General features: G+C 72.0%; 23 protein-coding genes. 11 read left to right on the top strand and 12 right to left on the bottom strand.

The annotated features are described in order from the left end of the window. Positions 1-75 precede the first annotated feature (75 nt). Together VGL20_11660 and VGL20_11655 are read left to right on the top strand one after the other, a co-directional pair. Positions 76-3411: an AAA family ATPase gene (locus VGL20_11660; protein HEY2704338.1), complete on the top strand. Its 3336-nt coding sequence runs from the start codon at positions 76-78 to the stop codon at positions 3409-3411. Continuing rightward, positions 3408-4529: a hypothetical protein gene (locus VGL20_11655; protein ID HEY2704337.1), complete on the top strand. Its 1122-nt coding sequence runs from the start codon at positions 3408-3410 to the stop codon at positions 4527-4529. The genes VGL20_11660 and VGL20_11655 overlap by 4 nt, the downstream gene beginning before the upstream one ends. A gap of 24 nt (positions 4530-4553) precedes the next feature. Here VGL20_11655 and VGL20_11650 read toward each other — a convergent pair whose 3' ends face one another. Both VGL20_11650 and VGL20_11645 read right to left on the bottom strand, forming a co-directional pair. Continuing rightward, positions 4554-5192 carry a Crp/Fnr family transcriptional regulator gene (locus VGL20_11650; GenBank protein HEY2704336.1) on the bottom strand — a complete coding sequence of 213 codons (639 nt, stop codon included), beginning with the start codon at positions 5190-5192 and terminating at the stop codon, positions 4554-4556. Between the two features lie 146 nt (positions 5193-5338). Beyond that, positions 5339-5527 carry a hypothetical protein gene (locus tag VGL20_11645; protein HEY2704335.1) on the bottom strand — a complete coding sequence of 63 codons (189 nt, stop codon included), beginning with the start codon at positions 5525-5527 and terminating at the stop codon, positions 5339-5341. Positions 5528-5722: 195 nt separating this feature from the next. Between VGL20_11645 and VGL20_11640 the strand changes: the two genes are divergently transcribed. Further along, positions 5723-5974: a hypothetical protein gene (locus VGL20_11640; protein HEY2704334.1), complete on the top strand. Its 252-nt coding sequence runs from the start codon at positions 5723-5725 to the stop codon at positions 5972-5974. 53 nt (positions 5975-6027) lie between these two features. Here VGL20_11640 and glgX read toward each other — a convergent pair whose 3' ends face one another. From glgX to VGL20_11625, 3 genes are read right to left on the bottom strand one after another with little or no spacing between them, the layout of a single operon-like run. After that, complete coding sequence (gene glgX / locus VGL20_11635) at positions 6028-8142, bottom strand: glycogen debranching protein GlgX (GenBank protein ID HEY2704333.1); 2115 nt, start codon at positions 8140-8142, stop codon at positions 6028-6030. After that, positions 8139-9119 (bottom strand): glycosyltransferase family 2 protein, encoded by a 981-nt coding sequence (locus VGL20_11630; protein HEY2704332.1) that lies wholly within the window; start codon positions 9117-9119, stop codon positions 8139-8141. Before VGL20_11630 ends, glgX begins: the two co-directional genes overlap by 4 nt. Continuing rightward, positions 9116-10096 (bottom strand): iron-containing redox enzyme family protein, encoded by a 981-nt coding sequence (locus tag VGL20_11625; GenBank protein ID HEY2704331.1) that lies wholly within the window; start codon positions 10094-10096, stop codon positions 9116-9118. Before VGL20_11625 ends, VGL20_11630 begins: the two co-directional genes overlap by 4 nt. 341 nt (positions 10097-10437) lie before the next feature. On the opposite strand from VGL20_11625, the gene VGL20_11620 reads away from it, so the two are divergent. Together VGL20_11620 and VGL20_11615 are read left to right on the top strand one after the other, a co-directional pair. After that, positions 10438-11604 (top strand): AI-2E family transporter, encoded by a 1167-nt coding sequence (locus tag VGL20_11620; protein HEY2704330.1) that lies wholly within the window; start codon positions 10438-10440, stop codon positions 11602-11604. A 16-nt stretch (positions 11605-11620) separates the two neighbouring features. Continuing rightward, positions 11621-12178 carry an HNH endonuclease gene (locus VGL20_11615; GenBank protein ID HEY2704329.1) on the top strand — a complete coding sequence of 186 codons (558 nt, stop codon included), beginning with the start codon at positions 11621-11623 and terminating at the stop codon, positions 12176-12178. Positions 12179-12184: 6 nt separating this feature from the next. Here VGL20_11615 and VGL20_11610 read toward each other — a convergent pair whose 3' ends face one another. Both VGL20_11610 and ligD read right to left on the bottom strand, forming a co-directional pair. Next, the gene (locus tag VGL20_11610; protein HEY2704328.1) at positions 12185-12745 is read right to left on the bottom strand and encodes a phosphohydrolase; all 561 of its coding nucleotides are present in this window, start codon (positions 12743-12745) and stop codon (positions 12185-12187) included. Continuing rightward, complete coding sequence (gene ligD, locus VGL20_11605) at positions 12742-13770, bottom strand: non-homologous end-joining DNA ligase (GenBank protein ID HEY2704327.1); 1029 nt, start codon at positions 13768-13770, stop codon at positions 12742-12744. Before ligD ends, VGL20_11610 begins: the two co-directional genes overlap by 4 nt. Before the next feature lie 125 nt (positions 13771-13895). Here ligD and VGL20_11600 point away from each other — a divergent pair, with 125 nt between their 5' ends. From VGL20_11600 to VGL20_11580, 5 genes are all read left to right on the top strand, one after another. Next, entirely contained in the window at positions 13896-14501 is a 606-nt protein-coding gene (locus tag VGL20_11600) for a sulfite oxidase-like oxidoreductase (protein HEY2704326.1), read from the top strand. Further along, complete coding sequence (locus VGL20_11595; GenBank protein HEY2704325.1) at positions 14489-15223, top strand: ferredoxin reductase; 735 nt, start codon at positions 14489-14491, stop codon at positions 15221-15223. The genes VGL20_11600 and VGL20_11595 overlap by 13 nt, the downstream gene beginning before the upstream one ends. Continuing rightward, on the top strand, positions 15220-15492 hold the full coding sequence (locus VGL20_11590; GenBank protein HEY2704324.1) for a DUF6510 family protein: 273 nt from the start codon (positions 15220-15222) through the stop codon (positions 15490-15492). The genes VGL20_11595 and VGL20_11590 overlap by 4 nt, the downstream gene beginning before the upstream one ends. Before the next feature lie 121 nt (positions 15493-15613). Beyond that, positions 15614-15922, top strand: coding sequence for a hypothetical protein (locus tag VGL20_11585; GenBank protein HEY2704323.1), 309 nt, complete (start codon positions 15614-15616; stop codon positions 15920-15922). A 22-nt stretch (positions 15923-15944) separates the two neighbouring features. Beyond that, positions 15945-16727, top strand: a complete 783-nt coding sequence (locus VGL20_11580) for a PhzF family phenazine biosynthesis protein (GenBank protein ID HEY2704322.1) — start codon at positions 15945-15947, stop codon at positions 16725-16727. Here VGL20_11580 and VGL20_11575 read toward each other — a convergent pair whose 3' ends face one another. The 4 genes from VGL20_11575 to VGL20_11560 all read right to left on the bottom strand — a co-directional run bounded on the left by VGL20_11575 (position 16728) and on the right by VGL20_11560 (position 24615). Then, positions 16728-17666 (bottom strand): hypothetical protein, encoded by a 939-nt coding sequence (locus VGL20_11575; GenBank protein ID HEY2704321.1) that lies wholly within the window; start codon positions 17664-17666, stop codon positions 16728-16730. A 127-nt stretch (positions 17667-17793) separates the two neighbouring features. After that, a complete protein-coding gene (locus VGL20_11570) occupies positions 17794-20925 on the bottom strand; it encodes an efflux RND transporter permease subunit (protein HEY2704320.1) in 3132 nt (1043 codons plus the stop codon). Between the two features lie 26 nt (positions 20926-20951). Further along, the gene (locus VGL20_11565; GenBank protein ID HEY2704319.1) at positions 20952-21425 is read right to left on the bottom strand and encodes a hypothetical protein; all 474 of its coding nucleotides are present in this window, start codon (positions 21423-21425) and stop codon (positions 20952-20954) included. 1 nt (position 21426) lies between these two features. Continuing rightward, complete coding sequence (locus VGL20_11560) at positions 21427-24615, bottom strand: efflux RND transporter permease subunit (GenBank protein HEY2704318.1); 3189 nt, start codon at positions 24613-24615, stop codon at positions 21427-21429. A gap of 393 nt (positions 24616-25008) precedes the next feature. Here VGL20_11560 and VGL20_11555 point away from each other — a divergent pair, with 393 nt between their 5' ends. Beyond that, a complete protein-coding gene (locus tag VGL20_11555; GenBank protein HEY2704317.1) occupies positions 25009-26175 on the top strand; it encodes a glycosyltransferase in 1167 nt (388 codons plus the stop codon). Positions 26176-26197: 22 nt separating this feature from the next. On the opposite strand, the gene VGL20_11550 is transcribed toward VGL20_11555, so the two are convergent. Then, positions 26198-26359: a hypothetical protein gene (locus VGL20_11550; protein HEY2704316.1), complete on the bottom strand. Its 162-nt coding sequence runs from the start codon at positions 26357-26359 to the stop codon at positions 26198-26200. Positions 26360-26404: the final 45 nt, after the last annotated feature.

Below are 26404 nucleotides of genomic sequence, written 5' to 3'. Positions count from 1 at the left end.
GCAGAGCACCTACACAGATCGGTTTCGTCTCGAGGGACCCTCCACCCGATTCGTTTCATCAGCAGGAGTCGAATGGTGTCCGTGCGGAGGGGCGCAACCGTCACCCTGCTCTTCACCGACATCGTGGGGTCGACGGATCTCTACGACCGTCTGGGAGACGAGGTCGCAGAGGGAGTGCGCCGCGCCCACTATCGTCTGCTCCGTGCGGTGGTCTCGCACGGCTGCGGCGAGGAGGTGAAGCAGGTGGGCGACGGACTGATGGTCGCCTTCGGGTCGGCGCTCGATGCTGTCGCCTGCGCCGTCGCCATGCAGCAGGCGGTGCACCGGCACAACTGTCAACCCGGTGGGCACCCACTCGAGGTGCGCATCGGGCTGCACATCGGCGAGCCGATTCGGGACGAGGACGACTACTTCGGGGCATCGGTCAACATCGCCAAACGGATCTGCGACATCGCCGACGGGGGCCAGATCATCGCCTCGGACCTGGTGCGCAACCTCGCCGAGCCGCGTGGACGCCACGGTTTCCGAGGGCTCGGCATCCGGTCGATCCGGGGGGTGCGCACGCCCATCGCTCTGGCGGAGGTGGTGTGGGAGCCGCGCCTCCCGGCTCCCTCGCCGATGTCGCTCGCCGCCGGCGCCGACACGCCGTTCGTCGGGCGCCGCGACGTGCTCACGCTGCTGCACGCCGCCTGGGCTCGGGCACGAAATGGCGATCGGCGCCTGGTGCTCATCGCCGGCGAGGCGGGCATCGGCAAGACGCGGGTGGCCGCCGAGTTCGCGACCTCGGTGCACGCCGGGGGCGGCACCGTGCTCTATGGTCGTTGCGACGAGGCGACCCAGACTCCGTACCAGCCCTTCACCGAGGCGCTCCGCCACCACCTCTCCCACGTGCCCGCCGAGGATCTGCAGCTGCAGCATCGCGATGCCGCCTGGGAGGTCGCGCGCCTGATCCCGGAGCTCTGCGACCGCCTCGCAGGCCAACCGCAACCACGCAGCGGCGACCCCGAGATCGAGCGCTACCGCCTCTTCGAGGCGGTGGTGTCCACCCTGGTCGGCGCCTCGTCGCTGACACCGATGGTGCTCGTGCTCGACGACCTCCACTGGTCGGATCGTCCCACCCTGCAGCTGCTGCAGCATCTTCTGCAGTCACCGGTGCCATCGTCCCTGCTCGTGCTCGGCACCTATCGCGACAGCGACCTGGCCCGGACCCATCCGTTCGTAGAGACCCTCACCGCTCTCCGCCGGCGGCAGGTCGTCGAGCGGATCTCCATGGCGGGGCTCGACCGCGGCTCCGTGGCCACGCTGATCCACGCGCTCGCCGGAGGTGAGGCGAGCGAGGCGCTGGTCTCGGCGATCCACTCCGAGACCGAGGGCAACGCGTTCTTCCTCGAGGAGGTCATCCGTCACCTGCTCGAGACCGGCAGCATCGCCAGCGGATCCGGATGTGACGTCCCGGTCCACTCGGTGGAGCGAGCCGGGATCCCCGCCAGCGTGCGCGAGGTGATCGGGGAACGGCTCTCGCGGCTCTCCGAGGGGTGCCGCTCGCTGCTCGCCCACGCCTCCGTCCTCGGCCGCCAGTTCGACCTCGCCGTGCTGCCTGGCGTGACCGGCCTGGAGGAGGAGCCGCTGATCTCCGCGCTCGAGGAGGCGATCGAACGTCGACTGGTCGCTGAGGTGAAGGACCGGCCCGACCCCCGCTATGCCTTCAGCCACGCGCTGGTGCGGCAGGCCCTGTACGAAGGGTTGAGCACGCCGCGGAGGCAGCGCGCCCACCTTCGAGCCGCGGAGGCGATCGAGGCGACCGCCGCACCCGCGATGGCATCACGGATCCCCGAGATCGCGACCCACTACCGGCTGGCGGGCCACAACGCCGACCCATCCACGGCGGCACATTGGGCCCGGTTGGCTGGGGACCTGTCCGCCACGGTCTTCGCCTGGGAGGAGGCGATCCTGCACTGGCGGACGGCCCTGGACCTGCTGGCAAAGCTGGACCCGGATCCACCGGCGCGCGCACGGTTGCTGCGCCGGCTGGGCGTCGCCATGTTCATCAGCAACCTCGACTATGCAGCCGCCGCCGAGTACCTGGAGGAGGCGCTCCGCCTCCACCGCGACATGGGTGACGAGGCCGGCGCCGCGAAGATGCATGCGCATCTCGGCGCGCAGTACATCACCAACCCCGAGATGACCGAGGTGAACCTCGCCGACGCCCACCTCCGCGCCGCCGAGGCGGTGCTCTCGGCGGGTGGCCCGAGCCTCTCCAACGGATATCTGTGCGCCGGCATGGCGCTGGTCGCCACCTGGCGGATGCGCCCGGCGGAGGGGATGGCGCTCTCGGAGAGGTCGATGCTGATCGGCGAGCGGTCCGGCAACGAGGTCCTCTGGGCCAACGCTGCAGCGGTCCACGGCTGCCAGCTGGTGATGTGCGGGCGGGTGGCCGAGGGCGTGGCGCTCTGTGAGCGGGCGTGGAACACGGCCGACGCCGCCGGCCATCAGGTTCCCGCGTTCATGGCCACGGTCGTCCTGTGCGGTCTCCACTGCTTCTTCCGGCGCGACCCCGAGGCGGCCCGGCGGTCGGCGGAGCGGGAGCTGGCCTCGTCCCGGGCGGCCACGAGTCCCATCCACCAGGACGTCCTGCGGAGCGCGCTCGCCTACGGCCTGGTCCTGGGAGGTGCTCTCGACCGGGCCCGGAGCGTCGGGCCGCCGCCGCGCTCCGCACAGTTCCACGCCCAGTACCTCCTCGCGCTTGCCGAAGGGCGTTGGGAGGAGGGCCTGGAGGTTCTCGAACACTCCCGGGCCCGCGCCCGGCAGTCGGGCAACCGGTGGTTCGAGGCGGCCGACTCGAGCCGGATCGCCGAGCTTCTCCGGCTGCTCGGGCGGCACGCCGAGGCGGAGGTCGAGCTGCTCTCGGCACTGCCCCGGCACGGCGAGCAGAACCTGCCGCACGAGCTGCGATGCCGGTGCCAGCTCAGCCTCGTGCTGGCGGAGACCGGCAGGAGCGAGCAGGCGCGGGAGCAGCTGGCGCGGTGCCGCGCGATCGTCGCCGGCGGCGAGGACTGGGGAGGCGCCGCCACCGCGCTCGACCTCGCCGAGGCGTCGATCCTCGCCACCGACGGCCGCATGGGTGAGGCCACGCACCTCTTCTCGGAAGCGGTGGACGGCTTTCGCCGCCAGGGACTCCCCTGGGACGTGGCCGAGGCGCACCAGCTCCACGGGCGCGCCCTGCTGGCGCAGGGGGGGCCGGCCCGCGTCCAGGCCATCGTCCGCTTCGACGCCGCTCTCGACGCCCTTCAGTTGCTCGAGGCGGGCGAACGATGGCACCTCAGCGTTCTGGCCGACCGCGACCGGGCGACGACGACGGCCGGGCCGGTGGTGCCGTCGTTCGACGTCCTCGGGAGTGCCGAGGGCCGATGAGCGGGCCGCTGACCTGCCTGGTCACGATCCACGGCATCGGGTTCGAGGAGCCGCCCGACGACGGCCAGGGCATGCCCGGCTACGCGGATGCCCTCCACTCGATGCTGCGGGAGGTCATCCCCGGGCTCGGCGACGATCCCGAGCGGGGCCATGGAGCGGTGTACGTTGCCGGTCCCAGCCCGACGTCGATGGACCGCCTCGATCCCTCCCGCCCGCTCGCCACCCCCGGGGCGCACTGCGCCCACGTCGCCCTCGTGTACACGTGCTTCGAGGAGAGCATGCCCGACCCTCTGGGACTGTTCGCGATCATCCTCTGGTCGGTGCGCTACGCCCGGAGCTACATCACCGCGCGAGGTGCGGTGCAGATGCTCGTCGGCACCCTCCAGAGCCTCCGTCGCAAGGGATCTCCGGGCGCCACCTCGTATCCCGGCTCGCTCCGACTGCGGGACGAGGCGCAGAGGAGGCAGCTGCGGAATCGCATGCGGCGTCATCCGCGCCGGCGCGAGCCCAACCGGCGCCCGTCCGGTCCGTTCAGCATCGTCTGGCAGGTCTCCCAGGATGTCGGCGGCTATGTGGCCCGCCACAAGTACCGGGAGCGCGTCCGCAGCTTCGTCGAGGCGGTGCTGACCTCTCTCAGCTGCCGCGAGGATGTGCGCGCCATCGTGCTCAACACCCACAGCAACGGCACGGTGGTCGGCTTCGACGTGCTCTCCGACCTCGATCCCTCGACCGACCTCAAGATCCGCGGCCTGGTCACCGCCGGCAGCCCGCTGCGGAAGTACGCCGACCTCCTCGGCTGGGGCACCGACGCGGGCCGGCTCTGCCCGCGGCGGTGGATCAACGTCTGGGATCGTCGTGATCCGGTTGCCGACTCCCTTCAGCCGCCGGTCACGTGGCGCCGAGGTCAGCCCCACACGGGCGGCCCCGGCCTCTTTCACCGGTGGTCTCCAGCCGAGGGCGAGCTCGGGCCTGTCACGGTGACGGACAGGATGGTCGACAACGTGCAGGATGCGCGGCCGGGTGGCGGTGGCCTGCGCTCCCACGACTATTGGGCCAACCCCGGGTTCTGCCAGATCCTCGCGGACCTGCACGACGAGGTCGAACGCGAGTCGGAGTGACCCCGCCGGCCCGGGTGGGCCTCCTCAGAGGCCCCCGCGACGGCGAAGGGCATCGAGATTCACGATGGTGACGCGCCGGCGATCGGTCTCGACCCAGCCGCATCCGCGCAGGCTCCCCAGCGCCTTGCTGACCGCCTCCCGCGACGCACAGGTCCAGCCGGCCAGCTCCTGCTGCGTGAGCGGCAGGGTGATGCCGACCCTTCCCTCCTGATCGTCACCGTACTCGTCGGCCAGCTCCACGAGCCGGCGCGCGACCCGGCCCTCGGTGTCGTACACCCCGAACTCGACGCGCTTGCGGTCGGAGTCGCGGAGCTTCCGTACCACCGACCGCAGCAGCACGCGGAGGATGCGGGGATGGCTGTCGAGGAAGGCCGTGAACCCCGCGGCGTCGATCACCATCGCCTCGACGGGCTCGAAGGCGGTCACCGTGGCCGAGCAGGGCTGGTCGTCGATCACGGAGATCTCCCCGATCAGGTCGCCGGGGCCCCGGGCTCCGAGCACGATCTCGCGGCCATCCGCCGAATGGTCGCAGACCTTGACGCGGCCGCTGAGCAGCACGACGACCCGACGCGGGACCTCGCCCTCGTTGACGATCGACGATCCGCGGGCGAATCGCCGATGACGGGCCCGGGCCCGAAGATCCTCCGTCTCCGGTGGCGTCAGCTCGGCGAGGAAGCCGGCGATCGCCCGCCCCCCCGGGACGACTGCCCCATCGCGTTCACACCACTCCCCTCGGTCGTCGGGGTATGGGCTCGCTACGACCGCTGCGCGAGTGTACGGCGGCCGTCAGCAAGCGTCAACGTGCTCTGTCAACTCGGTCGACCTTTCGCGCAATCGGTGGGCCCTCGCGATCGCAGGCAGCGCACCACCCAGATCACCAGGCCGCCGCCGCCTCCGAAGAGGAGGCCGAACAACCACTGCCAGTTCTGGCTGAGAAAGTTCCTGCTCTGGTACAGCGGATTGATGGCGACGTCGATGTTGCGATGGAACACGCCCACGTTTCCCTGATGCTGAGCGCTCGGGTCGCCGCCACCAACGCCGGATGCCACACGGCGCGTGTACGAATGTACCCGTCGTTGTGGCGACGGGGCCCCGGACGCCGGCGCAGCCGCAAGGCTTCGTCTCCCGCCGTCGTTCCCCCTTCTGCCGGTTGCTCTCCCGGCAGGTGGGGTGCAGCCCACGCGGAGACCCTCATGCCCAGCAGGATCGCCCTCCTCCTCGGTGCGGCCGCAGGTGCGGCCACCCTGGCGCTCGCGGGGATCGTCCACGGCGGCGGGACAACCACCCTCTCGGCCACCTCCCCGTCGGTCACAGCGGCGGCGGCGACGCTCCAGGTGGGAGGCCCGAGTGGCGGGCGCCCGCCGGTCAGCGGCAGCGCGGGCGGCGGAGGCTCGTTGGAGACGCTGGTCCGCGGCCTCGCGGGAGGCGGGCCCTCGGCGCCCTGAACGCACCACCCACGCAACCCTCCGGTCCCGATGGCCAGGTGGCTGGCAGTGACCTAGGACTCCACCGGAGTGACCAGGCGCCGGAGGAGGACGACGGAGCGGCCGGCGACCGGGAGCACCCCACCGCCCTCGAGTGGCTCACCCTCCCACTGCGGGCCGGAGGTCTCGAGGACCGGCTCCCACCGGTCCCCCCATTGCGAGGGCAGGGTCCAGTCGATGGCCTCGTCGTGGGCGTTGAACAGCAGCAGGAAGGAGTCGTCGGTGACCCGCTGGCCGCGGCGGTCGGCGCCGGCGATCGCGTCGCCGTTGAGGAAGAGGCCGACGGAGCGGGCGAAGCCGGCGTCCCAGTCCTCGTCGCTCATCTCCGCGCCGTCGGGCCGGCACCAGCCGAGGTCGACGGTGCCACGGATCGGACGGCCCTGGAACCAGCGCCTCCGCCGGAGCACCGGATGCGCCCGGCGCAGCGCGATCAGGCGGCGGGTGAACTCGAGGAGGTCGCCATCGAGGTTCTCCCAGTCGTACCAGGAGATCTCGTTGTCCTGGCAGTAGGCGTTGTTGTTCCCGCCCTGGGTGCGCCCGCACTCGTCGCCGCCGAGCAGCATCGGCACCCCCTGGGACAGCAGCAACGTCGCCAGCAGGTTGCGCTGCTGCTGGCGTCGCAGCGCGAGCACCGCCTCGTCGTCGGTGTCGCCCTCGACACCGCAGTTCCAGGACCGGTTGTGGCTCTCGCCGTCGGCACCGCCCTCGCCGTTGGCCTCGTTGTGCTTCTCGTTGTACGAGACCAGGTCGCGGAGGGTGAAGCCGTCGTGGGCGGTGACGAAGTTGACACTGGCCCCGGGGTGGCGGGTGTCGGCCTGGTACATGTCGGAGCTGCCGGTGAGACGGGAGGCGAACTCCCCGAGCGTGGCCGGCTCACCGCGCCAGAAGTCCCGCACGGTGTCACGGTAGCGGCCGTTCCACTCCGACCACAGGGCGGGGAAGTTGCCGACCTGGTAGCCGCCCTCGCCGATGTCCCACGGCTCGGCGATCAGCTTGACCTGGGAGACGACCGGGTCCTGCTGGATGAGGTCGAAGAACGCGGACAGGCGGTCGACCTCGTGGAACTGACGCGCCAGGCTGGCGGCGAGGTCGAAGCGGAACCCGTCGACGTGCATCTCGGTCACCCAGTACCGCAGCGAGTCCATGATCAGCTGCAGGGTGTGCGGATCTCGCACGTTGAGGCTGTTCCCGGTCCCGGTGGTGTCGTAGTAGAAGCGGGGCTCCTCGCTCACGAGGCGGTAGTAGGCCGCATTGTCGATGCCCTTCATCGACAGCACCGGCCCCATGTGGTTGCCCTCGGCGGTGTGGTTGTAGACCACGTCGAGGATCACCTCGATGCCGGCCTCGTGCAGCGACCGGACCATCGCCTTGAACTCGGCAACCTGCTCGCCGCGCTGGCCGGTCGCGGCGTAGTCGTTCTGGGGGGCGAGGAACCCGATCGAGTTGTATCCCCAGTAGTTGCGCAGGCCGCGCTCCCCGAGGTGGGCGTCGTGGACGAACTGATGGACCGGCAGCAGCTCCACGGCGGTGACGCCGAGCCCGGTGAGGTACTCGATGGCGGCGGGGTGGGCGAGGCCGGCGTAGGTCCCGCGCTGTGCCTCGGGGATGCCCGGATGACGCGCGGTGAAGCCCTTGACGTGGACCTCATAGATCACCGACTCGTTGAGGGGGATGTCCGGTGACCGGTCGTTGCCCCAGTCGAAGTAGGGGTTGTGGACGACCGACCTGGGGACGTGGCGAGCGCTGTCGTCGTCGTTGCGGGAGCCGTCGTCGCCGAAGGTGTACGGGAAGCAGGCCTGGTCCCAGTCGACCTGGCCCTCGATCGCCTTCGCGTACGGGTCGATGAGCAGCTTGGCGGGGTTGCACCGCCGCCCCTGCTCCGGCTCCCAGGGCCCGTGGACCCGGTATCCGTAGCGTTGACCGGGCGTCACCCCGGGCAGGTAGGCGTGCCAGCAGTAGGCATCCACCTCCTCGAGGGCGATCCGCCGCTCACCGCCCTCGTCGTCGAACAGGCAGAGCTCCACCTTCTCGGCGACCTCGGAGAACAGCGAGAAGTTGGTCCCGGCGCCGTCGTAGGTGGCGCCGAGGGGAGAGGCGCGGCCCGGCCAGATCTCGATGTCGTCGGTCATCCACCCACCCTGCCACTCCTGGCGATGTCTCTGCGCAGCGCCGCCGGCGACGACGCGGCGCGGGCGATGCGAACGCCTCGATACCGGCAGCCGCCCAGCAGCAGCCGGCTGGCCAGCGCGAGCCAGGAGCACACGCCGCGCTCCAGGACCCACAGCGGAGCGAGCCAGGACGCGCGCGCCGGGAACACCGCGGCGCCTCCGGCGCGGCGGCGGCCGGCCTCCGCCAGCACCACCACGGACAGCGCCAGCGGCCCCAGGGCTGCGGGCCGCCGGCGGCCGGTCCAGGCCACCACCGGGACCACCGCCAGGGCGGCGGCGAGCCGGCTGTGGATGGCGAGGTCGTCGTAGGCCTGGCGCACCCGTTGCGAGAGGAACCGGCGGGTCGACGGCGGCCGGCGGGCCACGTACAGGTCGAGCGGCACCGCCTCGCGGCCGCCGGCCGCACGCACCGTGCGGATCAGCTCGAGGTTCTCGAAGAGCACGTCGCCCGAGTACCCGCCCGCCTCGAGCAGCACCGAGCCGCGCACCGCCAGGGTGCCGGGGAAATCGCCGCCGGTGCACCGGTTGATCAGGGTCCGTCCCGTATCCCACAGCGCGTGCCACGGCGCCGGGTCGAAGTAGTTCTGCGGCCGAACGACCTCGGCGCCGTCGAGGAGCGCGTCGACACGGCGCAGTCCCGCGGCACACCAGCGGACATCGTCGTCGGCGATCACCACATGCTCGCCGGCGGCATGGCGCACGCCGGTGAGCACCCCGGCCACCTTCCCGTTGCGGCCACCGAGGTCGGGGTCAGGGCGCAGGTGGCGGACGCCGGGCGGCCAGACGCCCCGGTGACGCTCGAAGCCGGCCGGACCGGAACCGTCCACGACCAGGACCTCGGCCAGGCCACCGACGGTCCGCAGGTAGGCGATGAGGTCCTGGTGGGTGCCCTCGCACGCAGCGTCGCAGCGGAGCGGCAGCACGTAGCTGAGCGTCATCCGACGGAGAGGGCTGCGGGCTCCGCCAGGGGGCCGAGCAGCGAACTCTCCCCACCGGCCCAGCGCTCGAGCAGCCGTTGTGCGAAGCGGCCCTCGAGGCCGAGCAGGGCGCGGGCACCGAACAGGATGTCCGCGCCGAGTCGCGGCTCGGCGCGGGCGAGGGCCGCAGCCAGCTGGTCGCGCGCCATCACCTGGTGCACGCCGTCGGCCTCGACGTGCTCGTCGTAGAAATGGGTCGCCGCCGCGTCGAGGCCGAGGCGGCGGAGGCCGGCGGCATAGCGCGCGTTCGGCCCGGACGAGGTCATCTCGAACACGGCGAGGTGACCGACGATCGCTCCACGCAGGCGGCGGTGCAGCCCGAACATCGACATGAGGTTCACGGTGGCCAGGGTGGGTCCGGGCAGATGCTCGAGGTGAGCGCCGTACCGGCTGTCGAGGCCGAGCTGCTCCATTGTGCGCGCGAAGAGGGCGGAGTGCATCCGCTCGGCGCACCCGTCCCCGTACTCCTCGAACTGGATGCGGACGAGGGTCGCCTTGGGGACACCCGCCAGCCGTGGGATCGCCCAGGTGTGCGGGTCCGCCTCCTTGAGCTGGTACGCGGAGCGGTGGACGACGAACTCGCGATACTGCGCAATCGTGCCGGTGGTGGCCAGCGTTCCGGACAGCGACGGCGACCGGTCTCCATCCACGATCGACTGCAGCTCGCCGGCGACGTCCCGCGGGTCCACCGGGCGGGCCGGGTGAGCGGCGCGGAGTGCGGCCTCGAAGGCCTGCTCGAGACGGGCGCGGTACGCGATCAGCGAGGGATGCCACTCCCAGCCCTCGTCGACACCGGCGAAGCCGCGGTAGCCGAGCTCGTAGCAGACGTAGAGGGCGAGGTGGAGGTCGTCGTCGCCGAGCGCATCCCCGGGAAGGGACGGCGGCTCGGGAAGGCGCCGGGGGGATGACGTCAGGAGCGACAGCAGGACCGCGCTCACCGGGCCCCGCGGCCGCGGAAGAGATGGCTCCCATCCGTCACCTCCGGTGACGGGGACATGGCCGTTGCCATGCGACATTGACACGTCAGAGCACCTCCATCCAGACGAGAGCCGATTTTTTCTGATATCGACTATGACGGATAACCGAAGCGCGATCGTATCACCTATGACGCCGTGGCTGACCGGGACCGAGAGCCGGCCGTCATGCTCGCTGGGCGGTCTGCACTCATGGTGGCAATCAGGCGTGCAGGTCACACCCACACGTCAATGCTGTGTTTTCTGATAGGCTCGCTGTCACTCCGGCAACAACGCCGGTGTCCCGCCAGATGGAGCACGAATCCTTGGTCACCGACCCGCAGTCCAGGTGGCAGCACCTCTACGGTCCTGCCCGGGCGCTGGTGTGGCTGCTCATCGCCCTGAGCGTGGTCAGCCTCTACCACGGCGCCGAGTTCCTGGTGGTCCACGTCTTCAGCGTGGTCCTCCTCTTCACCTTCGCCGCGATCGTCGCCCTGGTGCTCACCCCGGTGGTCGACGGGATGCAGCGGGTGGCCCCGTTCCGATGGCATCGGGGCGCGACCGTGCTGGCCCTGTACCTCGCCATCGTCGGTGCCGTCGCCGCCGCGGTCACGCTGGTCGTCCCCTCGATCGTCACCCAGGCGCGCCACCTTCCCGACCTCGCCGCCCGGCTGCAGACCGAGATCGACCGCCGCGGCCTCCATCTCAGCCTCGCCGCGCTGCGACCCTCGGGGAGCGCCCTCGACATCGGCGCGGCGGTGAGCCTGGTCAGCGGCGTGATCTCGACGGTGACCAGCGTCGTGCTCGTGCTGGTGATCTCGATCTACCTGCTCATCGAGGGACGGGTCCTGATCGCGACCCTGCGGAACCTCTTCCCGCGGCGGGCCCGCGCCTTCGACTTCACCGTGCTCGCGGTGGGCGCGACCGTCGGCGCCTACGTCCGGGGGCAGCTGCTGATGTCGTGCCTGATCGGCCTGTACACCGCGGTGGCGATGACCCTCCTCGGCGTCCACTACGGGATCCTGATCGGGGTGGCGGCGTTCTTCCTCGAGTTCGTCCCGGTCGTCGGGGCGGTGGTGGCGATGGGCCTCGCGGTGGTGATCGCCCTCCTCCAGAGCCCGCTGCTCGCCCTCCTGGCGGCGATCGCCGGGATCGTCGGGCACGCCCTCGACGCCTACATCGTCGGCCCCCGGGTGAACGGCCGGGTCACCCAGCTGCATCCGCTGGTGGCGATGGCGGCGCTGATCGTCGGCGCCGAGCTCGGCGGTATCCTCGGTGCCCTCTTCGCCGTTCCGGTCGCGGCGATCGCCAACATCTTTCTCGGGGCCCTCTACCGCTCCCGCCGGGGCGACGAGGCGCTGAGCACCCAGGGCGACGGAGCCGTCACCGTCGACAGCCTGCCCCGCCTGGGCGAGGAGATCGGCGGCGTCGAGGAGGCCGGCGTGATCGACGAGCCCGTGCCCCATTGCCCCGGCGAGGGCGAGGCCGCGTAGGAGGGACACCCCGGCGATGACCACCCCGCCCCGGCTCACCGCCGAGCGGACGCCCAGCTCCTGCCACTGCAGCAACGTCCGATCGTCGGTCTCGGAGGGGCGGTGGGACACGCTGCGGAGACGGGTGTACCGGCGCTACGGCTCGCGCTGCGCGATCTGCGCGGGCGTCGGGGCCGGCCACCCCGTCGAGGCCCACGAGGTCTGGGAGTTCGACGAGGCGGAACGGGTGCAGCGGCTCGCCGGGATGATGGCGCTCTGCCCCGACTGCCACGAGGTCAAGCACTACGGCCGGGCGCTGCGGCTGGGTCGCGGCGACCGGGTGACCGCCCACCTGGCCCGGGTCAACGGATGGAGCGAGGCCGAGGTGGAGGCGCATCTCGGCGACGCCGCTGAGGTCTGGCGGCGGCGCGAGCTGATCGAGGACTGGGCGCTCGACCTCGCCGGCCTCGCCGAGTACGGGGTGGTGCCGCCCCCGCCGATGGACCCCGTCGCCCGCCACGCCACCCCCGGCGCGGTGCGGCTGCGGGCCCGCCGCGACCAGCAGATCGCGCGCGAGCGCGGGCTGCCCGGCTGATGAGACCTAGGCGACCCGCCCGAAGCGGCGCAGCCGCACGGTGATGCCCGCGATCGCGAGGGCGAGGTCGGGCAGCGCCCGCCGCAGCGCCTCCCCGAGCAGCGTCGCGGGGCCGTTCCGCCGCTGGATCTCGGCGACCCGGTCGGCGAAGGTCATCCTCGCCCCGTCGTGCCCGGTCGTCATCACGCAGTAGATCAGCGCGGCGGAGACCTCGGAGCGCTCCGCGGGGTAGGCGTCGAGGTGGCTCGCGTAGCCGCGCATGGTGAGCTCGTACCGCGACTCGGTCTGATGGGCGACGAGGCCGGCGAGCCGCTCGTGGCCGTGGGCCCGGACGTGGCGGGCGCCGTCGAGCTGGAAGAGGCCGGTCACGTGGAGCGCCGGGGCGTGGCCGGCGGCGTGGAGGTGGGCGGCGGCGACGAGCTGCTCCCCGTCCTCCCGCTCGAAGGTCTCCCCCACCGTCCGCGCCGCCGCCACCACCCCCTGGACGTACCGCCAGCGATCCCCGAGGCCGCTCAGCAGCTCCGCCGACTCGGCCGCCGCCCAGGTCACCGGGTCGGGGCCGGTCACGCTTGCGGGCCGGGGTCGGCGACCTTGCGGGCCCGGCTCGGCGCCACCCGTGGCGGCTCGCCCGGCATCTTGGGATAGACCGGCGGCCAGGGCGCGTCGACCAGCCCGGCGTCCACGTCGCGGGCGTGCAGGACGAGCAGCGGATCGAGCGACTGCGGCGCGGCGTCCATCCCGGCCCACGGATCACCGGCGCGGGCGACCCGCGCCGGCACGGTGGCGATGGTCAGCTGGTCGGGATCGACGGTGTCGAGCTCGTCCCACGGGAACGGGGTCGACACCTGGGCACCCCGCCGGGCGCGCACCGACCAGGCACCGAAGATGGTCTTGTGCGGCGCGTTCTGGTTGAAGTCGATGAAGACGCGGCGTCCGCGCTCCTCCTTCCACCACGCCGCGGTCATGAGGTCGGGATGGCGCCGCTCCAGCTCGCGCGCGACCGCGACCGCCGCCGACCGCACCTGGTAGGAGGTCCAGAGCGGCTGCAGGCGCACGTAGACGTGGATACCGCGGTTGCCGGTGGTCTTCGGCATCGCCGCGACCCCCATCTCGTCGAGCAGTGCGCGCACGTGGTGGGCGGCCTCGCGCACCATCGGAAAGGTGACGCCGGGGGTGGGGTCGAGGTCGATGCGCAGCTCGTCGGCGTGCTCGGGGTCGGAGGCCTTCGACGGCCACACGTGGAAGCCGAGGCAGGCCAGGTTCACCGCCCAGAGCACGTGGGCCAGGTCGGCCGCCACCAGCGCACGCGAGGTGGTGCCGTTCGGGGTGCTGACGACGGTCGTCTCGAGCCAGTCGGGAGCGGTGTCCGGCACCCTCTTCTGGAAGAAGGACGGCCCCTCGGCGCCATTCGGGAAACGCTGGAGCAGCACCGGCCGGCCGCCCATCGCCCGCATCAGCGGCTCCTCGACGGCCTGGTAGTACCGGGCCAGGTCCAGCTTGGTCTCGCCGCGCTCTGCGAAGAGGACCTTGCCGGGACTCGTGATCGGGACCTCGCGTCCGGCGGCCTCGACCAGCGCGACCTCGTCGGCCATCCCCGGCATCGTACAGCCCTGCTCCGCACGGGCGCGATCCCAGCGCCCCGCGCCCGGCCGGCCTGCCGCCCCGCCGCGTGTGGTTCCGGGCACACTGTGCGTGCACCGACCAGGGAGAGCCGCCGATGCCGATCATCAGCCGTGGCTTCCGGGGACGCCGCCAGAGGCCGGAGGTCGCGGGACGCATCCCTCCCGGCCAGCACCTCGTCGGCGACTTCCCGGTGCTCAGCGCGGGGCCGACCCCGGCGGTCAGGCTCGACCGCTGGGAGCTTGCCGTCGACGGCGCCGTGGTCACCCCCCGGCGCTGGACCTGGGCGGAGTTCCAGGCCCTCGAGCACGAGCCGGTGACCGCCGACATCCACTGCGTCACCACCTGGTCGAAGCTCGACACCAGCTGGGAGGGGGTCTCCCTCGACCTCCTCCTCGGCGAGCTGGAGCCGGCGGCCACCCACCTCGTCGCCGAGTGCCACGGCGACTACACCACGAACCTCCCGATCGCGGACCTGACCGGCGGCCGCGCCTGGGTGGTGGACACCTACGGCGGCGCTCCGCTGGAGGCCGAGCACGGCGGCCCGGCGCGGCTGCTGGTGCCGCACCTCTACCTCTGGAAGAGCGCCAAGTGGGTCCGGCGCCTCCGGGCCGTCACCGCCGACCAGCCGGGCTTCTGGGAGTCGCTCGGCTACCACAACCACGGCGACCCCTGGAGGGAGGAGCGGTATTGGGGCGACTGACCTGGCAGGCCGCCACCGTGGTCGGCGCCCGGTGGGAGACCCCCCGGGTGCGCTCCCTGGTGCTCGACGCCGGCGCCTGGCCCGGGCACCGCGCCGGCCAGCACGTCGACGTCCGCCTCACCGCCGAGGACGGCTACACCGCCCAGCGCAGCTACTCCATCGCCTCCGCCCCGGAGGAGCCCACCGTGACCCTCACCGTCGAGCGCCTCGACGACGGCGAGGTGTCGCCGTACCTGGTCGACGAGGCGATGCCCGGCGACCGCCTCGAGCTGCGCGGGCCGATCGGCGGCCACTTCGTCTGGTGCCCCGACGATCCCTCGCCGCTCCAGCTGCTCGCCGGCGGCTCCGGGGTGGTGCCGCTGATGGCGATGCTCCGCGCCCGCGCCGGGCTGGCGTCGCCGCCGCCGGCGATCCTCCTGCTCTCCTCGCGGACCGCGGACGACATCATCTACCGGGATGAGCTCGCCGCCCTCGCGCGGCGGGAGGAGGGGCCCCGGGTGGTGCACACCCTCACCCGCTCGGCGCCGCCCGGCTGGGAGGGGCGGACCGGGCGGTACGACGCCGCCGCCCTCGCCGAGCTCGCGCTGCCGCTCTCGACCCGGCCGCTCACCTACGTGTGCGGCCCGACCGCGTTCGTCGAATCGATGGCGAGCCTGCTCACCGGGCTCGGCCACCCCCCCGGCCGGGTGCGGACCGAGCGCTTCGGCGCCACAGGAGGATGACCCCGATGGCACGCACGCTCGACGGCAACGCGGTGGCCGGACAGCTCAGCGAGCTGTTCGCCCTGGAGATCACCGCGGCCACCAGCCGCTGCGCCGGATGCGGGGCCACCGCGCCCGTCGCCGCCCTCGCCGCCTACACCGACGGGCCCGGGGCGGTGCTCCGCTGCCCGGTCTGCGAGGCCGTGGTCCTCCGCCTGGTCCGGGGGCCGCGGCGCCTCTGGCTCGACCTCCGCGGCGCCGGTCACCTGGAGTTCCACCTCCCCGACTGACTGCGGGTTCAGCGCCGCGCACTGTCTCACGACACCGTCGAACGGGTGTGCGCACATCCCCGATGTGGACAGTCCATGTCGACCCCACAGCTTAAACGCCTGTCCGCCGAATGGCGAATCCTTGCCCTGGTCAGGACATCTGCGTAGACTGCTGTCACCTAGTCGTCCTCTGACCAGGGGCGAGCAGCGCCGCAGAACTGAGACGAGAGGGTATACCGCCATTAGCATCTGGACGCGATTCGACGGCAAGGAGCGCGACCTGTCCCACCTGTTCGGGGAGCGACCCGCCGAGTGGGTCTTCCCGCCCCGGCTGGAGCGTCTGCTCGACTGGCTCGAGGAGCGCTGCCCGCACTGGGAGGACGCGGTGATCGTCGGCAGCTTCCTCGGCCTGACGAGCGGGATGCTCACCGTCCTCGCGGCCCGCCTCTAGGCCCTCCGGCCACAATCGCCGGATGCGATACCGCGTCGTCGACGTCTTCACCGACCGGCCGCTGGCGGGCAACGCGCTCTGCGTCGTGCTCGACCCCTGCCCGGAGGAGCGCATGCAGGCGATCGCCCGGGAGACGAACCTCAGCGAGACCACCTTCGTCACCGACCGGGGCGAGGGCACCTACTCGATGCGGATCTTCACCCCGGGGACCGAGCTGCCCTTCGCCGGCCATCCCACCCTGGGGACCGCCTGGGTGATGGGCCCGGGCCGGTGGACCCAGCACACCGCCGGCGGCCCGATCCCGGTCACCGTCGACGAGCGCGGCGCGGAGATGACCCAGCCCGACCCCGAGGTGACCGAGGCCGGCGACGGCGGGGTGCCCGAGGCGCTGGGCGTCGACCGCGTCCTCGGTGCCTGGCGGGCCGCGGCGGCGGGCAACGCCCACCTGGTGGTCGCCGTCGACGCGCCGCTCGACACCCTCCGCCCCGATCCCGAGGCCGCCCGCGAGCTGCTCGACCGCCACGCCACCACCACCCTCGGGCTGGTCCACCGCCTCGACGCGACCACCCTGCAGGTCCGGGTCTTCTTCCGCGCCGCCGGCATCGCCGAGGACCCGGGGACCGGGTCGGCGGCGGGGCCGATCGGGGTGCTGGCACGGCGGCTGTGGGACCTCGAGCCCGACCTGCTGATCCGCCAGGGGGACGAGATCGGCCGGCCCTGCCGGATCCGGGTCCACGCCGAGCCCGGCGATCTCCGGGTGGCCGGCGGGGTCGTCCTCGCCGCCGAGGGGCGGTTCGCCCTCTGACTAGCAGGTCCTGGCGTCGATGGTGTCCCTGGCGTGCGGGGAGCCGGCCCACACCCCGGCGGCGGTGGTGTAGGCGCGGGTGTCCTGGTCGAGCGCCCGCTGGCGGATGCCGGCGAGGTCGGCCTTGCAGAGCCGCTCCGACGAGATCAGCTTGAGCGCCTCGGGGTCGACGCCGCCGGCGGCGGTGACCTGGATGAGGCCGACGCCGACGCCGGGCGCGTAGAACTTGCGCTGGTGGCCGCCGGCGGGATCGAGGGGGGCGAACTCGTCGATCTCGAGCACATTGCCGAAGCAGCCGGCCGGGACGCAGACGTTCTTCTCGCCCGTCCTGAACACCGTGGCGCAGTCCTTGAAGTCGACCGCCGGCGCCAGGCCCTGGAGGTAGGTCCTGGTGCCGACCTTCGGCTTGGCGAGCATGGCGATCCCCGCGTGGGCGCCCTGCACCCCGGAGAGCCAGCTGCTCGGCGCGCCGGTGAGCACGCCGTTGTCGTAGAGCTCGGGGTTCTCGCCGAAGGTCCAGACGGTGCCGTCGTGGTCCTGGGAGACGAAGAAGATCTCCGACTCGGTGGTCTCACCGTCCTGGATGTCCTCGTCGAACACCACCAGGGTCCGGACCCCGTCGATCACCTTGGTCAGGTCGGTCACCGTGGTCACGATCTGGTGCGGGTGCGGCTGGCCGAGGTCGTCGAGGACGACGCCGTCGAGCACGTACTGCATCCCCGGCGACAGCGGGAGATATCTGTTGGTGACCTTGGGGCTGTTGGGGAAGTCCCTGCGGTCGAGCTTCAGCGGCTGCCCGCAGTCGGTGGCGAGGTGCGCCGTCGCCGGGGCGGCCGGGGCCGGGGTGGAGGACGCCGCGGCGGGCACGAAGGTGGTCAGCGCGAGCGCGGAGAGGAACAGCGGACCGGCCCACGCGCGGCGGACCTGGGGCAGACGCAACATCGCAATGATCCCTTCCCAACCTGACCGATTCGGGCGGACCGGGATTCATGAAAAGAACCCGCGGTGCCTCGTTCATGGAACGGGACCCCGCGGGTTCTCTTGTGGTCGATGACGGTGTCGTCTGTCAGGGATTGCGACGCAGTCGCCATCCCCGCGGGCTTCCCTCGCGGCGCCTGCCGAAACGCAGGTAGAGGGAGGGCACCAGGAACAGGTTGAGCAGCGTCGAGGTCAGCAGCCCGCCGATGATGACCACCGCCAGCGGGTACTCGATCTCGTATCCGGGCCGGGCGCCGAGCACCACCAGGGGCACAACGGCGAGGCCCGTCGCCAGCGAGGTCATCAGGATCGGCGAGAGCCGCTCCCGGGCGCCGCGCAGCACCAGCTCCGGTCCGAAGGGCTCGCCCTCGACCTCCTCGAGGTGCTGGAAGTGGTTGATCAGCAGGATGCCGTTGCGGGCGGCGATCCCGAAGACCGTGAAGAACCCGACCAGCGAGCCGATCGAGACGATGCCGCCGCCGAGGTAGGCGCCGATGACACCGCCGACCAGGGCCATCGGCAGGGTGCTCAGGATGAGCACGGCGAGCCGCCAGCTGCGGAATGACGTCTGCAGCAGGAGCAGGATCGCCAGGCCGGCGATGAGGCCCACCCAGAGCATCTGACCCTGCGCCCCCTGGCGCTCGGTGTACTCGCCGAGCACCTCGGCGTTGTACCCCTGGGGCAGCTGCATGCTGTCCACGGCCTTGCGCACGTCGGCGACCACCGAGCCGAGGTCACGACCGCTGACGGACGCGGCCACGTCGATCTTGCGGGAGTCGTTCTCACGGTCGATCGAGCTGGGATTGGGCTGGACCTTCACGGTGGCGACGTCGCCGAGCCGCACCGCCTTGCCCGACGGGGTGTCGATCGGCAGCTCGCTGATGCTCGCCACGCTCGAGCGGGTCTCGGGGGTGCTCCACACCACGGTGTCGTAGGCCTTGCCGTCGCGGAAGATGTCGCCGACCTCCTCGCCGGCGACCAGGGTGGAGGCGGCGCGGCGCACGTCACCGGGCTTCAACCCGTAGGCGGCGGCCTTGGCGAGGTCGACCTCGACCTGGATCTGGGGAGTGTCGAACTGGAGGTCGGTGTGGTCGTCGGCGATGCCCCTGATGCCCGCCAGCCGGTGCTGGATCTGCGCCGCCTCGTCGCGCAGGGTCTGCAGGTCCTGACCGTAGACGCGGACGATGATCGGCTCCTTGGCGCCGGTGAGCACCTCCTCGATCCGCTCGTTGAGGTACGTCATCACGTCGCGATAGACGCCGGGGTACCTGGCGATGACCTTGCGCACCCCCGCAAGGGTCGCGTCGAGGTCGGCGTTGGGGTCGATCCTCAGCCAGTTCTCGGCGAAGTTGACGCCCGCGACCTCCTCGCCCTGGTACGCCTGGCCGATGTGGCTGCCGAAGCTGAGCACCCCGGGAACCCTGCGCAGGTCCTTGCCGAGGGCGATGACGATCCGGTCCTGCTCCTGGGCGGAGGTGCCCGGGGTGGTGAGCAGGTGGATCAGGAAGTCGCGCTCCTTGAAGGTGGGGAAGAAGCTCGACCCCATCTGCGGGAGCAGCAGCACCGCGGCCGCGACCACCGCGAGGAAGCCGAGGTAGACGCTGCGCGGTCGCACCACGATGCGCGACAGCATCGCCGTGTACCGGCGCTGCAGCCAGCGGGTGACCGGCGACTCGCGCCGCTCCACCCGGGTCCGGCTCAGCAGGATCAGGGTGAGCGCCGGCGTCACCGTCAGCGCCACCGCCATCGAGGCGACGATCGCCAGCGTGTAGGAGACCGCGAGCGGCTGGAAGAACGACCCGGTCAGCCCCCCGAGCAGGAACACCGGGATCGCCGCGGCGACGATGATCATCGTCGCGTAGACGATCGGGCTCCGCACCTCGAGCGAGGCGTCGAGGATGATCCGCCCGGTCGACACCTCGCTGCCGCCGCGGCGGGCCTCGCGAAGGCGTCGGAGGATGTTCTCGACGTCGATGATGGCGTCGTCGACCACCGCCCCCAGGGCGATCACCAGCCCGGCGAGGGTCATCGTGTTGACCGTGTCACCGCGCAGGTAGAGCACCAGCATCGCCGCCATCAGCGACAGCGGGATGGTCAGCAGGCTGATCAGCGCCACCCGCCACTCGAAGAGGAAGAGCAGGAGGATGGCGACCACCAGCGCGAAGCCCAGCAGCAGCGACTGGGTGAGGTTGTGGATCGAGGTCTGGATGAAGTCGGCCTGCTGGAAGATCCTGGTGTCGAAGGTGATCCCGGGGAGGCCCGGCTGGAGCATCCGGACCACCTCCTCCACGCCCTGGGTGACCCTGACGGTGTCGGCCCACGGCAGCTTCTCGACCACCAGCATCAGGCCGGTGCTGTCGCCCACGATGGCGTCGCCGATCAGGGGCTGGTGGTCCTCCTTGACGTCGGCCACCGAGCTGATCGGGACCGAGGTGCCATCGGTGTTCTGCACCGTGATCCGGGCGAGGTCCGCGGGGGTGACGATCGGGATGACGTGGCGGATGTTGATCGACTGGCCGGCGGTCACCACGTTGCCGCCGGTGCCGATCACGTTGCCGCTGGAGAACCGCAGCAGGCCGGTGTCGATCGAGGACGAGACCCCCTCCATGACCGCCTCGAGGGTCACCTTCTTCGCCTGCATCTCCTCGGGCTTGACCTGGACGGTGCGCATCTGCAGCTGCTCGCCCCAGATGGCCACGTTGGCCACCCCGGGAACCTCGAGCATCCGCGACCTGACCGTCCAGTACGCCATCATCGACATGGCGACCTGGGTGTGCTCCTTGGAGGTCATCCCGATCTGCATCACCCGGGCGGTCGCCGAGAGCGGCGCCAGCATCACCGGGGGCGACGCCCAGGTGGGCAGGCTGCTCACCACCGTCGACAGCCTCTCCTGGACGAGCTGGCGAGCCTGGAGCTCGTCGGCGCCCTGCTTGAAGATCATGTCGATGGCGGAGAGCTGGGGCACCGACTTGGACCGCATCACGTCGAGGCCCTTGATCCCGTTCAGGGCCTGCTCGAGCGGGACGGTGACCAGCGCCTCGACATCCGCGGTGGACAGACCCTGGCAGATCGTCTGGATCTGGACGCGCGGCGGCGCGAACTCAGGGAAGACGTCGACCCGCATGTTCTGGATCTGGAGGATGCCCACCACCATCATGGCGGTGGCGGCGGCGACCACCAGGAAGCGGAACCGCAGACTGGTGCTGACGATGAACCGCATCAGCGTGCGGTTCCCCCCCGGCGTGGTCATTCCCCTGCGACACCCAGCTCGGCGCCGAGGAGCTCCTGGGCACCCACGGTCACGACCCTGGTCCCCGGTGCGGGACCGGACTTCAGCACCGCGGTGTCACCGTCGACCCGGGCGATGCCGACCGCCTGCCGCTGGTAGGTGAGCGACTGCGTGACCGTGTACACCCAGGTGTTGCCGTCCTTGTCGTAGATCACCGCGTTGACGGGGACGGTCGTCTCCGGGGCGGCGGCGGTGCCGTCGGTGCTCGCCGGCATGACCGCGGCCGCCACCGGCACGGTCTGGACGCCGAGCTTCGAGGCGGCATCGGAGGTGAGGGTCACCCGGTTGAGACTGGTGCCCTTCACCGGCACGACCTCGGCGGGACTCCCCTGGCCGGCCTCTCCGTAGTCAGCCTTGGTCGTGCCGCACCCGGTCAGGCCGAGGCCGACGACGATGAGACCGGCGGCGACCCAGTGATTGCGGCGGTGCATCTCAACCTTCCCCCATTGGCGAGCTCGTGACGACCCGTTCGCCACGCGGCCGCAGGCGGACCCGACTGGTCCCCCTGCCGGTCAGCGTCAACGCGGGTGCGAAGCGCAGATACAGCGACGGCACCACCACCAGGGCGACCAGCGTCGAGCTGACCAGGCCACCCAGGACCACGGCTGCCATCGGGTACAGGACCTCGGTGCCGGGGCGGCTTCCCGCCACCAGCACCGGGACGAACACCGCCGCCGTCGCGGCCGCGGTGAGCAGGATGGGGCCGACCCGGTCGCGGGTGACACGCCGCACCGCGGCGCCGCGGTCGACGAATCCCTCCGCCGCCTCGAGACCCAGGTACCCGCAGACCAGCACCACGATGTGGCGCGCCGTCAGGCCCAGCACCGTGACCAGGCCCAGCATCGCGGCGAGCGAGAGCTCACCGCCGGCGAGGAGGTTGCCCGCAATGCCGCCGACCAGCGACAGCGGCAGCAGCAGCGAGGCCAGCGTCGCCAGCCGCCAGCTGCCGAACGCCGCCTGCAGCAGCAGGAAGATGACGATCGCGGTGCCGGCGGCGAGGCCGAGCATGGTCCGGTCCTGGCCCTGCTGCTGGGCCAGCTGGGAGAACACCTCCGCGTGATACTCGAGCGGCATCGGCATCGCCGCCACCTGGCGGCGCACGTCGTTCAGCACCGCGCCGGTGTCCCGGCCGCCGATCTGCGCGTCGATCTCCACGTAGCGCGAGTCGGCGTCGTGGAGGAGCTGGGTCGGATAGGGCACCACCTTCACACTGGCGACGTCCCCGAGCCGCACCTGCGGGCCGGCGGGGGTGTCGACCATGAGATCGGCGAGGTTGGCGGGGGCGTACCGCGTCGACGGCGTGCTCCACACCACCACGTCGAAGATCCGCTGGTCCTGGTACAGGTTCCCGACCAGGGTGCCGGCGAAGAAGGTGGAGGCGGCGCGGCGCACGTCGCCCGGGGCCATCCCGTACTTCTGGGCCGCGTCGAGGTCGACCTTCACCTCGAGGGTGGGCTGCTCCGGCTGCTCCAGCACCTTGGGCTGGACCACGCCGTTCACCCTGGCGACCCGGTGGCTCATCTCCTGCGCGGTGCTCTTCAGCGTGGCCAGGTCGGTGCCGTACACCCGCACCGCCAGGTCGCTGCCCGTCCCCGCGTCGGCGGTGACGGCGTCGACACGGTCCTGCGTGTACGACTCGATCGTGCTCGCCAGGCCGGGATAGCCGCGGAGGACGCGGCGCACCGCCGCCAGGGTGGCGTCGTAGTCGGCGGTGTCGTTGAGGCTGACCCACATCTCGCCGGCGTTGACGTCGACGACCTCGTCGGAGGCGATCGCGCGGCCCACGTGGGCGCCGACGTCGCGCACCCCGGACAGGTGGCGCAGCTCCGCGGAGGCGGCGCCGGTGATCCGGTCCATCTCGGCCAGCGAGGTGCCGGGCACGGCCTGCCAGCGAACCAGCACGTTGCGGTCCTGCGGGGTGGGCAGCGCGGCGCGGGTGGTGAGCTGCGGGACCACCGCCAGCCCGGCGGCGAGCAGCAGCGCGACCATCGCGTAGGCCGCGCGGGGCTGGCCGATGAGCCGCGCCACGGTGACGTCGAAGACGCGGTGGGCGGCGCGGAGCCCCGGGCCGGGCCGGTCGTCGCTCGCGCCGCCGAGCAGCAGCGAGGCCAGGGCGGGGGTGACCGCGAGCGCCACCACCGTCGAGACCGCCACCGCGATCGCGTACGAGAGGACGATCGGCCGGGTGAACGACCCCGCCACCCCGTCGAGGAAGAGGAGCGGGAGCGGCACCAGCAGGGCCACCAGGGTCCCGTAGAGGAGCGGGCCGCGCACCGCGCCCGACGCCTCGGCGATGACCGTGGCGATGGAGGTGGAGGCCCCCGAGGCACGGTGCTCGCGCAGCCTGCGGCGGACCGCGCCGAGCTCGGCGACGGCGTCGTCGACGACCACGCCCAGGGCCATCGCCAGGCCACCCAGCACCATGAGGTTGAAGGTGCTGCCGCGCAGGTAGAGCACGTAGGCGGCGGCCACGAGGGACAGCAGCGCGGCGGTGACGGTGATCACCGCCCGCCGCCAGGAGAGGAGGAGCAGCCCGACCACGAGCACGAACATGGCCAGGCTCACCAGCCCGACCACGCCGAGGTCGTGGAGCGCGGTGTCGACGAACGACTGCGCCTGGTAGACGCCGGTGTCGATGGCGACGCCGGACAGGCCGGGACGGAGCGCGGCGAGGGCGTCCTGCACGCCCCTGGTCACCTGCTGGGTGCTCGCCTCCGGGAACTTCTGGATCACCAGCCTCAGGCCGGGGCCGTTGTGCAGGACCGCGTCGCCGATCAGGTAGGGCTGGTGGTCCTCGACCACGGAGGCCACGTCACCGAGGGTGAGCGACTTGCCGGTGGTGTCCTCGATGGTCACCGAGGAGAGGTTCTTGGCGGTGGTCACGGGCAGCACGTGCTGGATCGCCAGCCGCTGGGTGGAGGTGTCGACGAAGCCGCCGGTCCCGGGCGTCGACGCCTGGAGGAAGTTCAGCGGCGACACGAACAGCGCGTTGCCGGCGGTGCTGATCACCTGGTTCAGGGTCACGCCGTTCTGGCGGAGCTTGTCCGGATCGACCTGCACCTGGAGCTGGCGGTCGCGCTGGCCCCAGATGCTCACGTTGGCCACCCCGGGGATGCCGGTGAGCCGCGGCTTGATCTTCCAGCGCGCCAGGACCGACAGGTCGGTGAGGGAGAGGTCCTTCGACGACAGGCCGACCATCATCACCCGGCTGGTCGAGGACAGCGGCTGGAGCATCGTCGGCGGCGTGCCGACCTGGGGAAGCACGTACGCCTGGGTGAGGCGCTCCTGCACCGCCTGCCGCGCCTTCAGCGGGTCGGTGCCGGGCTTGAACACGAGGTCGACCCGCACCAGCCCGGCCGAGGAGTTCGACTCCATGTGATCGAGCCAGGGAACCCCGTTGAGCAGGTCCTGCTCGAGGCCGGTGGTGACGTACTGCTCCACCTCGGCGGCGGACAGGCCGCTCGCCTCGGCCTGCACGGTGACCGTGGGCGGCGCGAACTCGGGGAGCGCGTCCACCGACGCGCTGCGGAGCTGGAACACTCCGACGCCCATGACCACGACGGCCACGCCGACGACGAGGACGCGGAACTTGAGGCTCAGCGCGACGAGCTCGCGGATCATGACGTGTGTCCCCCTCCTCTCCGGGTGGCGGCCGGCATCGCGTGCGGCATCTTCATCTCCGTCCTTCGACCGCCATCCCTTCCTGCTGAACGGAACACTAACGGAACCTGAACAGAAGATCAACAGGCGTGGCGATCGAAGCTCTTGCGTCCTCGCCGGAACCCGGCGATATGGCTTCAACGCTCACAATGTGTGAAGCTTGCGAGCCCGCCGCGCCGGTTTCATCACGCTGTCATCAACCGCGTCAAACCGACTGTACGTGCATTTCAGCGTGCATTCATCAGGGGCACCGGGAGTGCTGTCAGCGGCGACTGCGCGCTCCGGCGCCGGGGCATGGACACCGACCAACCCCTGCGGGCGGCATCCCGAGCGTTACTCTCGACGCGCCCGCCGATGCGCGTCCTGTTCTCCTCGACCCCCGCCCACGGTCACCTGCAGCCGATGCTGCCGCTCGCCCGCGCGCTCCAGGGGGCGGGGCACGACGTCGCCGTCGCCACCGCCCCGCGGATGGGGGCGCGCGCCGCCGCCGCGGGGCTGGCCGTGCTCGAGGCGGGGCTCGACGGCGAGGAGTGGTTCCCGCTGCTGCTCAAACGCCATCCCGGCCGGCCCTGGGAGCAGCTCCTCCCCGAGGAGATCCTGCTCTGGTTCACCCCCCACCTCTTCGTCGAGGTGGCCGCGGAGGCGATGGCGGCCGGGCTCACCGCCCAGGTCGAGCGCTGGAGGCCCGACCTGATCGTCCACGAGAGCCTCGAGTTCGCGGCGCCGGCGGTGGCGGCCGCTGCGGGGATCCCGTCGGTGCACCACACCCTCGGGCCGCTCGCCGGCACCGCCGTGTTCGACGCCTGCGCCGCGGCGGCGGAGCCGCTCTGGGTCGAACGCGGCCTCCCCTCCCCCGCCCTCGCCGGCGCCGGTCGCGGGCCCACCCTCGACATCTGCCCGCCCAGCCTGCGCAACCCCCGCGGCCCGGCGCTCGACCAGCTGCCGATGCGGCCGGGCGCGGCCAGCATCGACACCGCGCCGGCGCCCGCCTGGCTCGAGTCCCTCGGCGGCCGTCCGGTGGTGCACCTCACCCTCGGCACCTCGGTGACCAACTCCAACCAGGCGGTGCTCGCCACCGCGGTGGCGGGCCTGCGCGAGCGGCCCCTCGACCTGGTGGTGACGGTGGGTCCCGACCACGACCCCGCCGGTCTGGGCGCCCAGCCCGGCAACGTCCGGGTCGAGCGCTACGTGCCCCACGGCGCGCTGCTGCCCCGCTGCGCCGCGGTGGTCACCCACGGCGGCGCCGGCACCATGCTCGCCGCGCTCGCCTGCGGGCTGCCGCTGCTCACCATCCCGCAGGGCGCCGACCAGTACCTCAACGCGCAGCTCTGCGCCGCTCGGGGAGTCGGCCGCACCCTGCTCACCGACCGGGTCACCGCGGCCACGGTGGGCGCCGAGATGGACCTGCTGCTCGGCGACCCCGCCTACCGCACCGCGGCGGCCGCGATGGCCGCCGAGATCGCCGCGATGCCACCGCCGGAGGCGCTGGTCGCGCCGCTGGAGGCGCTGGTCGCGGTCTGAGCCCGAGAGGTGCTCGGGAAGGTCAGGCGGCGCGGCCGCGGGTCAACCCGGACAGCCAGTCCTCGAGCTCACGTTGGGTGCGGTGGAGAGCGGGGTCGCGGGGCGCGGCGGCGAGAGCGTTGTCGACGATCACCAGACGCGCGTGGACGGCGGCGATGATGGCCAGGTGGGGGGTCTTCTGCATGGCCGGTCTCCCGTGGAGAGCCTCGGGGCCCTCAGGGTGGGCGTC

Source organism: Candidatus Dormiibacterota bacterium (genome assembly GCA_036495095.1).
In the GTDB taxonomy this organism is placed as follows: Bacteria; Chloroflexota; Dormibacteria; order Aeolococcales; family Aeolococcaceae; genus CF-96.
This window is presented reverse-complemented; position numbering and strand designations above follow the sequence as displayed.